Genomic DNA, 12,715 nt, shown 5'->3' with positions numbered 1-12,715 from the left:
TATTTATATATTCTTTAAACTATACCTCGTAGTCTACTAATTTAGGGTTAGTAGGTAGAAACTTACGGACCATATTACCGTCAAATATACGAGTCATTTAATTTTATCTTATTGTATCATATCTAATTTTTTTGTAAATAGTTTTTGAATAATTAAATATAGGTAATTTTATATCTAGAACATCATATATCAGAAACTTTTAATATTTAATATGAGTTATTGCTTCATGAATTAAATTTTGACTTTCTTTACTACATTCTACATATGGTGATTGAAGCAAATATGTTTCCAATATATTCAAATTATCATCTGTTATATCAATACCTAATTCACTTAATGTTAATGGCATATTCATTTCTTTCATATAATTCAATAGTTTTTCTTTGTGGGATGACAATCTATTGTAGTATAGTTGTACAAACAAACCTACTGCTACAATTTCTCCATGAAGCACTTTTTCTGCCACTTTTGTAAAATATGTACGAATTCCATAATACATCTCATGTGCTAAGGCAGCTTGGTTAAAACTTTTCGTAATGTTCGCTATCAATCCAGTAACTGCTATATTAATAAAAGTCACGTACTCTACTGCAGTTGTTATTTTATTTTTTTCTATATCTTTAATAGCTTGTTTTCCATAATACTCTAATATATCATAGGCATATTCAGCTATTCTGTAGGAAGTATACTTATCAAATGTATTTTCATCTGGTAACATAACTGCTTTTCCATTTTGAATTTCTATTTTCTTTGCCATAGCATCTAGGATCCCAGCTGCTGCAAAACGAGAAGGACAATTTACTATAATATCCAAATCTACTATAACAGCATCTACCTCATATTCATAGCGCCAACTACCATCATATATTCCATCTGTAGTATACATAACACTCATATTAGTAAATGCTGCACATGTAGATATTGAAGTTGGTATATTAACTACTCCAACTCCTGCTGATTTAGCTACTGCTTTAGAAAAATCCATAATTTTTCCTCCACCTATTCCAACTACCTCATCACAACCTGCTTCTAAACATTTTTCTGCACATTCTGCTGCTGCCTTATAGCTACAGGCTTCCTCAAATATTTCCACAACATAATTAATTTCTTCACGCTCAAGTGATGGTAATAATCTTTCTTTTACAGCTTCAAAGGCGCGAACACCAGACACAATATACACTTTCTTTCCAAATCGTTTTAATTCTGCTCCACATTTTTCAAGAAGTCCTATACCTTGCTGATATCTACCTGCACCAAATTTAATAGCATTATCTAAATAGTCATTTTTCATATATACCTCTCCTCTTAACAAATATAGCAGATTATGAACTTATAATATTGCTCATAATCTGCTATAATATTTAAATTTGCTTACCTATTATTCATAAAAATAATCAGGTGCACAATACATAATTTGTCCATCTTTAATTGTCATTTCTGGTTTAAGCAACTTGTTCGCAATGAATTCTGTTCCTTTCCAGTCTTTATATAATTGTTCAAAATCTATCCAATCGAAAATTGCAACATCGGCTCTCGCACCTTCATTTAGACAACCAATTTCGCCTTCCATCTTCATAAGTTTAGCTGGACGCTCTGTTGCCATTCTAACTACATCTGCCATTGGTATTCCCATACAGATGTAACGAGACATTAAGTTTGGTAAAGAGAATATGGGTCTTCTAAACATACTTCCAAGAACCAAGTCTGTACTACACATATCTGCAATAAATCCTTGTTCTTTTGCTGCAAGCATTACTTCAAAGTCCCCATGTTTTCTACCTTCTGCAGTATCAAATATAATACCACGTTCTCTTGCTTCCTTAACACAATCATATAGCTTTCCGTTCTCATCAATAATTGTATTTTGAGCACCTTGATAAACATGTTCAAAGATATCACCAGGACGTAATACTTCAAGTACTTCACTTGTTGGTACAGGTAGATTAGTACAATGTACTTCTACTGGGCAACCTATTTTTTCAGCTATTTTTATTGTTGCTTTTAAAGGTTCAATACCTAGTCCTTCTGCTAACTCCTCACTTTGACGTATCTTTAATCCAAGAATATTATCTTTATTCTCATTGTAAATTCTTTCAATCTTTTCAGGATTAAAATATTTAGGATTAATACACTCGTGATAACTTGTTGTTGTTAATCCAGCTGAGCATACTTGTAAGAAACTTTTTATAGTTATTTTACTTTTTGCAATTACTGAAGAACGGAACATTGGATAATTAGCTACTCCAGCAGAGAAATCTATTGCTGCTGTAACGCCTGTTGGTAAATATGCAACATCCGGATAGATACCTATTTCCGTACCATCATGGAACATATGGGCATGGGCATCAATTAATCCAGGGAAAATATATTTACCTTTTGCATCAATTGTATGTTTTGCTTGTGTACCTTCTTCATATTTTGTTATTCTACCGTTATAAATAGCGATAGGTTTTACTTCGTCTACATTATTGGCTGGATCAATAACATGACCATTTATAATTAATAAATCTAACATATTATATTTACCTTTCTCTTACCATAAACCTACAATTTTCCAGTATGGAAGTCCTACACAGAATAATAACACTAATGCAACTCCTACCATAATAGTACCAACTTTCCAGAAATCTTTCTGAGGTACATAATCTGAAGCAAATGTAACTAGCCCGGCTCCATTTCCATAATGTGTTAATAATGCTCCTAATGGTGACATGAATGCAAGTAATAATGCTACTACCATTTTGTCTGCTTGTGTAGTTAATGCTATTGTGAATAATACTGGATAGAAAGAAGCAACAAATGCACTATTTGATACGAAGAAGTATCTAACTGCTAAACTTATTAGAACTAACACAACTGTAACAAGTAATCCATTTATTTGTGATAAATCTAATACCTTTCCTAATACATCTGCTAACCATGTATAGAACCCTGCATCTGATAATGATGAAGCTATACCATAGAAAGCACCATACCATATGAAAATATTCCATGCACCTTTAGCTCCTATTACATCGTCCCAATTTAATACATCGAATAAAAGAACTAATGCAAGGAACATAAATCCTACAACTTTCATATCTAAATTGATAAATGTTAATTTATCGCCAAGCATCCAACCAAGAACTGCAAGAATAAATAATACTGCTAATTTCTTTTCTGCTGATGATATAGGACCAAGATCTTTTAATCCTTGTTGTGCCAGAGGTTTTATATCATCTAGAGATTTCATTTCTGGTGGATATACTTTGTATATAATAAATGGAGCTAATAATAGGAATAAACCTATTGGCACTATTGATGCCATAAACCAAGTTCCCCATGTGATTGTCATTCCTAGCATTTCAGTTATTAAAGAAACTGTAATAGCATTAGTAGCCATTACTGTTAAGAATAATGCAGCTGTTCCTTGTGAACTTACATACATTAATATTGTTAAATACGCACCAAGTTTTCTTGGATTTTTCTCTGATGTTGAACCTACACCTTCAGCTATATTATGGAATATAGGATAAATAATACTTGTTCTTGAAGCATTTGAACCTGTTGCAGGACTAAGTATTAAATCTGTAAACACTAATATATATCCAAGACCTAATGAAGTTTTTCCGCCTTTTAATAATAAATTATAAGCAATTCTTTTTCCTAAACCTGTTTTAACAAAGGCTGTACATACTATTGTAACTAAAGCGATGAACCAAGCCATACCATTTCCAAAACCATTTAATAGTATAGAGGTATCTATAAACATAGATGCAAAACCAACAATAATTAATGTAATAACTGGCTCTACAAATGGCTTAATAACAAGACCAATTAATAATCCTAGATATAATGCTACGATATGCCATGTTTCTGTTTCTAATCCTGCTGGAGTTGGAAAATTCCAAACACCAATAGTAACTAATGCTACTAATAGCAATTTAAATAGTTGTTTTTTATTCATATTTATCCCTTTCTCTCATGATACCGTTTGCTTTATTATACGATATCTCCCTTTTTCCTTTTGCTAAAAAACGTAAATCCTATAGCTACAAAACCTGCTATTATGGCAATTCCAACGCCCATTGTCACTGCAATACCACTCATAAGCCACATAGGTGCTAAGCCCACGAAACTATCTTTCCACGACATAATAGTTGAATAAACTCCATGAGTATCTCCGGCGCTTGACTGAGAATTTGGATCAATAGCTCTTACAAGTGCAAGTCCTGTAGATGTATTTCCTGTTGCTGCTCCAAATGCCATACATGCTTTTTCAAACCATTCATCTTTGCATAAATGATACGATAAGAAAAATATAATTGGACCTGTTAATCCACAAATTACAATTGTATATATAAGCACTGGTATAATGTATGCAGATATAAATTCTAAGTCTAATGTAGCCATAGCTGTAAATATTACTATTTCTAATATAAATCCACTAATCATTTTTATAGTTTTTAAATCTACATATTTATCTAATTTACTTACTCTTAATATCTTCCATAAAATTGCTCCTCCAAATACACCTCTTAGTACACTTGGAAGTCCATCTATAAAACTAGAATACTGTCCAACAAAATCAAACAATATCCTTCCAATAAATAAGGCAACTAGAAGCCATGAAACTTGAAGTGCTAAATGATTTATGCTAATAGCTGTTGTTACTGTAGAACCAGAAGTTTTTCTGTGTTCTTTAGGTAATGCTCCTCCATAGAAATATCCTGGTTGTTCCTTTAGCTCTTTTACATAGGTCCCCCAACCTTTTCTAACTCCGTAATTAATAATTAGCATTCCTATAACCATAGAAAAAATTAGACCAAAAGTAGAAAGAACCATTCCAACTGCCATATTTCCTTGAACTCCATATTTTTCAAATGCTGATGCTGCTGCGGCTGCTGTTCCATGTCCACCATGAAAGGCAAAAACTCCCATGACTCCCCAACCTTTTGGTAAACCTGGCCATACTTTGGCAAGAAGCCCTCCAAGAGCTACACCAAAAAACATTTGCATTCCATAAGAAGCCATTGTAACACATGAATAATCAAGATAGGAACTGATTTTATCTTTATTAAAATTAACACCAAAGACTAAAGCTGCCATAACAATATCAATAAGAACGCTTGGCAAACCACTAAAGCTTTCTGGTACAGCCACAATATTTAGTGCTTGCTGTCCTAATAACAGAAGTAATAGTCCCCCTATAAGGGAAGATGGTAAAAATAATTTCTGCATAGGTTTTATAATTTCTCTTATAAAAAAACCAAGTAACATAAATACCGCTAGCAAAAGCATATCATCGCAAAATGTAGCTACTGTCATAATTTTCACCCCCCAAAAGTCAGTTTGTTTAGTGCTTAATATTATCAGTTCGTTTAGTCCTTAATATTATCATTTTGTTCAGTTATTAATATTAAATGATATTATAACAAGATTACCTTGACAAAATATTACTAAAACCCATGACATTCATAAGGACTAAACTTTATGTGAAATTGAAATATAGTCTTTCTTAGAAACTAAACATTCCTACTGGTTCTCCAGAACCTTTTTTTGTATCAGTGTATGTTGGTGCTGTAACATAGTCAACATCATTTATTGGCCATGTAGCTTGTTTACCTTCGTATACTTCTTGTACACCCATTGCTGAGAAGTAAGATGCTCTATGTGCAGCTTCAACTGTATTTCCACCTATATGAGGATATATAATTACGTTATCTAAAGTAAGTAATGGATTCTCTGGATCTACTGGCTCTTGTCTAATTGCATCTAAACCAGCTCCTTGAATAACACCATTTTTACATGCTTCGTAAACGTCTTCCTCTACAACACAACCACCACGAGCTGTATTAATTAAGAATGCTGTTGGTTTCATCATTGCAAGACGCTCTTTATTTACCATATCTTTTGTTACAGGTGTATTTGGTACATGCAATGAAACATAATCACTTTCTTTGAATATTCTATCTAAATCACGAACTACTTCAACACCTTCTGGGAAATCTTTCGCAGGTTTATATGGATCGTATGCTAAAACATTCATTTCTAATCCCATAGCACGTACTGCAAGACGGCTACCTATATTACCACAACCGATAATTCCTACTGTTTTTCCATTTAATGTAGTTTTTCTTGTTTTTAATTTTGCTTTATAGTAATCCTCTACCCAAGTCTTTTTAAGTGTAGTTACATTACGGCTACATTCTAATATTAAAAGAAGTGCTGTTTCTGCTACTGATGTACTATTTGCAACTGGTGCATATAATGCTTGAACTCCATTATCATGACATGCTTTTACATCTAATGCATCAAATCCTGCTCCATGACGAACAACAACTTTTAAGTTAGGATTTGCTTCTATAACTTCTCTTGTTATTGGAGTTATACGTACTATCATAGCATCTGGTTGATGCTCTTTCATGTCAGCTAGTACATCTTCTGTCTCAAATCCTCTTCCTCTAATAAGCGTATGTCCTTTATCAATTAATAGTTGTGTTCCTTCCTCCATGATTTCTTGAGGTAATAATATTTTCCATCCCATCTTTTTATTTCCCTTTCTTATCTTATATATTATGGTTGATATACATCTTCAATAATTTCAAATCCTTTGTTCTCTAATAGATTATGAACCCATTCACGATTTGCTGAACCATCTTTAGCTGCTGCTAATTTTGTTTCATCTGCTGCTTGGAATTTCTTTGCATCTTCAAGAACAACTGCTGCATCTTTACGTGGTATAACTATAACACCATCTGGATCAGCTAATATAATATCTCCTGGATGTACACTAACTCCTCCACAAGATATAGGTACATTTATCTCTCCTGGACCTTCTTTGTATGGACCACCTGGAGTAGTTCCTGTAGCATAAACAGGGAAATCCCATTTACCTATCTCATCTATATCACGAATTGGTCCATCTATAATAATTCCAGCTATTTTTTTTGTATATCTTAAGTAAGCCATCATTACTTCTCCCATAAGTGCACGAGTATTGTCCTCTTCATTAGACACTACTAATACATCTCCTTCATGACACATATTTAATGCAGCATGTAAAGCTAAGTTATCACCTGCACGACATTTAACTGTGTAAGCTGGTCCTACAAGCATTTGCGCTTTTGGACTACTAACAAGACGTATACGTGGATTCATTGCACCACTTCTTCCCATAACATCTGCAGTATTAGAAGCCGGAATTTTTTTAAACTCATTCATTACTTCTAAATCTGGCATTTCTCTTTTAGTGTAAATACGTTTTCCTATCGCCATAATATTAATTCCTTCCTTTTTAAATGATCATTGCATCATTCTACCTTTTTCTACATTTTTTATATTTCATTACAAATTTTTTATATTTTATTACAAAATGTCTTGAATTTTTGTAATTTTATTGTAATATTAAAACATGTACAAATCAAACAATGATATTTTTAATTTTTAACAAAAAAAATTTGTGGGGGTATTATATATGGACTTGATGAGTTTATACTATTTTTCAGAACTAGCTAAAGACTTGCATATGACTAAAACAGCTAATAGATTATTTATTTCGCAGCAAACGTTAAGCAATCATATTCTACGACTTGAAAATTATTACGGTGTAAAACTATTTTATCGAAAACCTTCTCTTTCGTTAACATATGCAGGTGAACATGTTCTTGCTTATGCAAACACTCTCAACAGAGAAGACACCAATCTCAAGGATATTCTCTCAGATATTCAACATCAAGAACGTGGTGTACTACGTTTTGGTGCTAGTACGCTACGCATGAATACTTGCTTACCAGAAGTTCTTACAGAATTTTCATCCAGATATCCAAATGTTGAAATTAGAATTACAGAGACAAATTCTAAACCACTTGAGGAACTAATATTAAATGGTGATATTGATTTAGCTATTATTCTACATGGAGTAGAAAATCCTAGTATCGAAAAAAAGCACCTTATGTCTGATCAAATTTATCTTTGTGTAACTGACACATTACTTCATGAGTATTATGGCAAAGAAATAGGTTACTTAAAGAAATCAGTAAGCCCTGGTGCCTATGTTAAAGACTTCTCCAAATTACCATTTTGTATTCTAAAGAACCGCATGGGACAAACCATTCAAGCTTGCTTTGATGATGCTGGTTTTGTTCCCCGCACATATACAACTAGTGCACATATTCAGATTAGTACCTCTATTGGATTAAAAGGGATTGCTGCATGCTTTGCAACACGAACAAGCTTAATTAATCAAAAATCTTTAATTCCAAAAGACATTAACATATTCCCTCTTTTACTTAATGGAAAACCATTAACTCAACAAGTATCTATTATTCATCATAAAGATAGATACTTAACAAGTTATAATCAGTATTTTTTAGATTTAATAACAGACTATTTCCAAAAAATAGAACTAATGCCTATAGAAAATATTGCAAATACTATAACAAGTTAAAAATTAAGTAAGTAATCGTATAAAACCAATACTTGCTTACTTTCAACCTTTTTAACATGATTACTCTCAATATTTTTCCAAAATACAAAATAAGTATAGGTATTATTCTCATATACTTATTTCAATCAATTTGCCACATGAAAAAAACCTAGCTGATTTTAGCTAGGCTTTTTTGTAACTTAAGGTTTATTTAAATATAATAATCAATTATAGAATCTTGCTTATTTTGTTGGTGCTTTAATGAATCCTTCTTCAGCTACTATATTTTGTCCGTCTTCACTCATTATGAAGTCAACAAATGATTTAGCTTCATCACTCATAGCATCTTTTTTATTTACTACTAAGAAAGGTCTTGATATTGGATATTTTCCAGCTACAACATTATCATCATTAGCTTCTACACCGTCAACTTTAACTGACTTGATACCATCTTTAACATATCCAAAAGATATGTATGCTATAGCATTTTCATTTCCTTCAACTGTTGATTTAACATTTCCAGAACCATCACTTATTTGAGCATCTTTAGTTAATTCTTCTGATTCAAATCCTACTATTTCTTGGAATCCATCTCTAGTTCCAGAACCTTCTTCTCTTGATATTACAACTATTTGTGCATCTTCTCCACCAACTTCTTTCCAGTTAGTTATTTTTCCTGTAAATATATCTTTAACTTGATCAACTGTTAAATCTTGAATTTTATTATTCTTATTTGTTACAACTGCTATACCGTCTATTGCTATTTGAGTTCCTTCTATACTTTGTGCCTCTTCATCTTTTAAATCCCTTGAAGACATTCCTAAGTTAGAAGTCCCTTCCATTGTATTTTTTATCCCTGCTGATGATCCAACTTGTTGTACTTCTATTTTTACATCATTATTTTTTTGATACGCTTCTGCTAAAACTTCCATTGTTGGTCCTACTGAAGTTGATCCTGATATAGTTATTTTAGCCCCATCTCCTTGTGAAGAATTTCCTGAACCACATCCTACTGCAAGTCCACTTACCATTACTGCCCCACATAATAATACCATTATTTTCTTTTTAAACATCTTAATAATCTCCTTCCAAATACCAACTTTTTTTATTATTTCTTGTTTTTGTTTTCTACATTTGATTTATCTTACAATTTAATAATACAGTTAGAGTGTTAAGAGAGTATTAAGTACACATTAAAGAGATGTAAAATTTGTTAAATGCGTATTAAGTATATATAATCTTAGATTTTTCTAGTATTAATTCATTTATTATTCTTTCCATGGATTCTACACCTTCACATCCTTTAAAAATAGGATTCATTAGATTTTCATTTAAAATTTCGCCTTTTCTATTGGCAATACCTAGTGTATGCTCAACTCTATAAAAATCTAGCTTCTCCCCTGGCATATTATGCTTTTCTTTTTTCACATGTTTATAAAGTTCTAGAGCTCTTTCTTTATTATTTTTAATTAACACTTCATACATTATTGCTATGTTAATTAAACCTTTATAATATGAAGATTCTATTTGTTTATTTAAAAATATATTTTTATTTTCTATAGTCACTTCAACTATTTCATTTATATTCGGAGATAAATCTTCTTTATTGTTACATATGGCATCCGTATATAAAGATTGAGCACTTAATGCTAAGGAGATTAAATTATCTTTATTAACATTAGTTTTCTCTATATTATTTTCTATTTTCTGTAATAGAAATGATATAGATTCTCTGGATATAGGTGTGTTACCTATAATACTATATGTATATAATATTACATCAGTAAAAATTTTATCTTTTTTAATTAGTTTCATATGCTTACCATCTCCCATAATATAACTTGGGATGCTAATTAAAACAAATATTATAACAGTTGAAATAATTAATAGATTCCATTTAAATATTAATCCTATACATATAGTTGTAGTACCTAAGATTAAATCACTCAGAGGACCTGCTTTAAGCGCTTTAATCCACGCTTTTCTTGCTTTCTCAACATCTTCTTCATTTAGTATTTGAAAATTATCAATTTGAGCTCTTCCTACATAAGTCAATTGCTTACCAAAGCTTTTAATTTTATTAAATTTATTATTTTCTCTTTTAAATGTAAATGGTCCTAAATATAGTACCGTAAATTTAAGTCCATTTTTCTCCGCAACAAAACCATGACTTAATTCATGTACTACAACAAAAACTATTATTTGTAAAATCATTATAGGTATTAGATAAATCCAGTTCAAATCTAAATTTATATTTAGTCCAATGCCAATAAACCCACCAACAAAACCTATTAATGCTCCACAAATATATGGCAACACTTTAATTAATTTGCTTTTCATAAACTCCCCCAATATATTATGTAAATTTTAATTTTTTTTAATAAATAAGGAGCTATTTATACATATATTTAATAAAAATAGCTCCTTATTTATTAATTTTATAGTTCTCTTTCTAATTCGTCCACTAAGTCTTTAAACACATGTAGTGCCTTATCAACAGATTCTTTTTTCTCCATATCTACACCAGCTTTTCTTAGTTGGTTTAATGGGAAGTCTGAACCACCACTCTTTAGGAATTCTTTGTATCTTGCTACTGCGCTTTCACCTTCTTCAAGTATTTGTTTACTTAAAGCAGATGCTGCAGAAAATCCTGTAGCATATTTGTATACATAGAAGTTACTAAAGAAATGAGGTATTCTAGCCCATTCTAATCCTATTTCTTCATTTACTTCACAAGATTCACCGTAATATTGTTTATTTAAATCATAATAAATATTTGTGAATTCTTCTGATGTTAAAGGCTCTCCTTCTTCAACTTTTGCATGACATATTTTTTCAAACTCAGCAAACATTGTTTGTCTATATACAGTTGTTCTAAATTGTTCTAAGTAGTAGTTTAATAAGTATACTTTTTCATCCTTTGATTTTGCATTTTTTAATAAGTAGTTGATTAATAATAATTCATTTAAAGTTGATGCCACTTCCGCTACAAATATTTTATATCCTGAATATAAATATGATTGATTATTTTTTGAATAATAACTATGCATTGAGTGGCCCATTTCATGTATTAAAGTAAATAATGAATTCAAATCATCTTTATAGCTAAGTAATATATATGATTTAGAGTCGTAGCTACCCCAAGAGTAAGCTCCACCTTGTTTTCCTTCATTACCATATACATCTATCCAACCTTCAGCAAATGCTTTTTTTACATTTTCTAAGTATTCTTCACCTAAAGGTTTTAAAGCTTCTAATATAATTTCTTGTGCTTTTTCATAAGGTATTTTCATATCAAAGTTTTCAGTTAATGGCACATATAAATCATACATATTTATTTTATCTAATCCTAAGAATTCCTTTTTAAGATCAGTATATTTATTTAATACATCTAAGTTTTCATGTACAGCTGCAATTAAATTATTATAAACTTCTATACTAACATCATCTTGGAATAGTGACCCTTGTAAAGCTGATTCGTATTTTCTAGTCTTAGCATAGAATATTTCACTTTTTATTCCACCATATAAGGTAGATGCAAAAGTATTTTTATATTGACCATAAACAGAATACATAGCATCAAATGCATCTTTTCTTACTCTTTGGTCTTTACTTTTTAAGAATAAGCTAAAGTTTGCATGAGTTACTCTAACTTTTTTGCCCTTTTCATCTTCTATTTCTGGGAATTGTAAGTCAGCAAAAGATAACATATCATATACGTTCTCTGGTACACCCGATAAATCAGATACTGCTGCTAATAATTCCTCTTCCCTTTCATTTAGAGTATGTGGTTTTAATCTTAATATTTCATCCACATGTTTTTTATAATGAGACAATTTTTCACTTTTTAAGTAATTTTCAAGCTTTTCACTATCCATTGATATTATTTCTGGCACCATATAAGATGTAGCCATGGATAATTCTGTAGATAACATATCTGTTTTAGTGGCATTTCCTTGATTTTTATTTATTCTAGTATCTTCATGACTTTTCATATGAGTGAACACATATAAATTTTGAAGTATTCTAGATGCTTGTTCTGATATATTTAATGCTTTGTATAAATTCTGTTCACTATCAGCTAAAGTTCCTTTATATTTTTTAACATCTTCAATTAATTCTTTTACTTTTTTTATATCTTTCTCCACAACTTCTTCGTTGGGATACATTTCATCTATAGTCCACTTGAACTTATTTTCTACTGCACTTCTCTCCATTATTTTCACTCCTTAGTAATTTATTCATCTAATATATTTATTATTTATATATATGCTTATATTAGTATTTCCAAAATAAAATAGCAATTGC

Annotated in this window: 10 protein-coding genes and 1 riboswitch; of the genes, 1 reads left to right on the top strand and 9 read right to left on the bottom strand. The window is 30.9% G+C overall.

The genetic code is table 11. The features are described from left to right. Window positions 1-9 precede the first annotated feature (9 nt). Window positions 10-112, bottom strand: a riboswitch (purine riboswitch). 87 nt (window positions 113-199) lie between these two features. The 6 genes from TVTCOM_RS01930 to TVTCOM_RS01905 form a co-directional block, all read right to left on the bottom strand. Further along, window positions 200-1,291, bottom strand: coding sequence for an iron-containing alcohol dehydrogenase family protein (locus TVTCOM_RS01930; protein WP_434798170.1), 1,092 nt, complete (start codon window positions 1,289-1,291; stop codon window positions 200-202). 87 nt (window positions 1,292-1,378) lie between these two features. Next, window positions 1,379-2,515: an amidohydrolase family protein gene (locus TVTCOM_RS01925; RefSeq protein WP_434798169.1), complete on the bottom strand. Its 1,137-nt coding sequence runs from the start codon at window positions 2,513-2,515 to the stop codon at window positions 1,379-1,381. An 18-nt stretch (window positions 2,516-2,533) separates the two neighbouring features. After that, the gene (locus TVTCOM_RS01920) at window positions 2,534-3,946 is read right to left on the bottom strand and encodes a DASS family sodium-coupled anion symporter (RefSeq protein WP_434798168.1); all 1,413 of its coding nucleotides are present in this window, start codon (window positions 3,944-3,946) and stop codon (window positions 2,534-2,536) included. A gap of 35 nt (window positions 3,947-3,981) precedes the next feature. Further along, complete coding sequence (locus TVTCOM_RS01915) at window positions 3,982-5,307, bottom strand: sodium/glutamate symporter (RefSeq protein ID WP_434798167.1); 1,326 nt, start codon at window positions 5,305-5,307, stop codon at window positions 3,982-3,984. Between the two features lie 190 nt (window positions 5,308-5,497). Then, window positions 5,498-6,526 carry a hydroxyacid dehydrogenase gene (locus TVTCOM_RS01910; protein WP_434798166.1) on the bottom strand — a complete coding sequence of 343 codons (1,029 nt, stop codon included), beginning with the start codon at window positions 6,524-6,526 and terminating at the stop codon, window positions 5,498-5,500. A gap of 29 nt (window positions 6,527-6,555) precedes the next feature. Continuing rightward, window positions 6,556-7,257, bottom strand: coding sequence for an RraA family protein (locus TVTCOM_RS01905; protein ID WP_434798165.1), 702 nt, complete (start codon window positions 7,255-7,257; stop codon window positions 6,556-6,558). A 199-nt stretch (window positions 7,258-7,456) separates the two neighbouring features. On the opposite strand from TVTCOM_RS01905, the gene TVTCOM_RS01900 reads away from it, so the two are divergent. After that, on the top strand, window positions 7,457-8,428 hold the full coding sequence (locus TVTCOM_RS01900) for a LysR family transcriptional regulator (protein ID WP_434798164.1): 972 nt from the start codon (window positions 7,457-7,459) through the stop codon (window positions 8,426-8,428). Between the two features lie 221 nt (window positions 8,429-8,649). Here TVTCOM_RS01900 and TVTCOM_RS01895 read toward each other — a convergent pair whose 3' ends face one another. The 3 genes from TVTCOM_RS01895 to pepF all read right to left on the bottom strand — a co-directional run bounded on the left by TVTCOM_RS01895 (window position 8,650) and on the right by pepF (window position 12,624). Further along, window positions 8,650-9,480, bottom strand: a complete 831-nt coding sequence (locus tag TVTCOM_RS01895) for a phosphate ABC transporter substrate-binding protein (protein ID WP_434798163.1) — start codon at window positions 9,478-9,480, stop codon at window positions 8,650-8,652. 151 nt (window positions 9,481-9,631) lie between these two features. Continuing rightward, a complete protein-coding gene (locus tag TVTCOM_RS01890) occupies window positions 9,632-10,747 on the bottom strand; it encodes a site-2 protease family protein (protein ID WP_434798162.1) in 1,116 nt (371 codons plus the stop codon). Between the two features lie 98 nt (window positions 10,748-10,845). Beyond that, window positions 10,846-12,624: an oligoendopeptidase F gene (gene pepF / locus TVTCOM_RS01885; RefSeq protein WP_434798161.1), complete on the bottom strand. Its 1,779-nt coding sequence runs from the start codon at window positions 12,622-12,624 to the stop codon at window positions 10,846-10,848. Window positions 12,625-12,715 lie beyond the last annotated feature (91 nt).

Origin of the sequence: Terrisporobacter vanillatitrophus (assembly GCF_051148895.1) — a bacterium.
GTDB lineage: Bacteria > Bacillota > Clostridia > Peptostreptococcales > Peptostreptococcaceae > Terrisporobacter > Terrisporobacter vanillatitrophus.
This window is presented reverse-complemented; position numbering and strand designations above follow the sequence as displayed.

What these genes read in the sequence shown, in the direction of transcription:
- TVTCOM_RS01895 (WP_434798163.1), bottom strand. Translation starts at nt 9,480, where the DNA reads ATGTTTAAAAAGAAAATAATGGTATTATTATGTGGGGCAGTAATGGTA.
- pepF (WP_434798161.1), bottom strand. Translation starts at nt 12,624, where the DNA reads ATGGAGAGAAGTGCAGTAGAAAATAAGTTCAAGTGGACTATAGATGAA.
- TVTCOM_RS01920 (WP_434798168.1), bottom strand. Translation starts at nt 3,946, where the DNA reads ATGAATAAAAAACAACTATTTAAATTGCTATTAGTAGCATTAGTTACT.
- TVTCOM_RS01925 (WP_434798169.1), bottom strand. Translation starts at nt 2,515, where the DNA reads ATGTTAGATTTATTAATTATAAATGGTCATGTTATTGATCCAGCCAAT.
- TVTCOM_RS01930 (WP_434798170.1), bottom strand. Translation starts at nt 1,291, where the DNA reads ATGAAAAATGACTATTTAGATAATGCTATTAAATTTGGTGCAGGTAGA.
- TVTCOM_RS01905 (WP_434798165.1), bottom strand. Translation starts at nt 7,257, where the DNA reads ATGGCGATAGGAAAACGTATTTACACTAAAAGAGAAATGCCAGATTTA.
- TVTCOM_RS01915 (WP_434798167.1), bottom strand. Translation starts at nt 5,307, where the DNA reads ATGACAGTAGCTACATTTTGCGATGATATGCTTTTGCTAGCGGTATTT.
- TVTCOM_RS01890 (WP_434798162.1), bottom strand. Translation starts at nt 10,747, where the DNA reads ATGAAAAGCAAATTAATTAAAGTGTTGCCATATATTTGTGGAGCATTA.
- TVTCOM_RS01900 (WP_434798164.1), top strand. Translation starts at nt 7,457, where the DNA reads ATGGACTTGATGAGTTTATACTATTTTTCAGAACTAGCTAAAGACTTG.
- TVTCOM_RS01910 (WP_434798166.1), bottom strand. Translation starts at nt 6,526, where the DNA reads ATGGGATGGAAAATATTATTACCTCAAGAAATCATGGAGGAAGGAACA.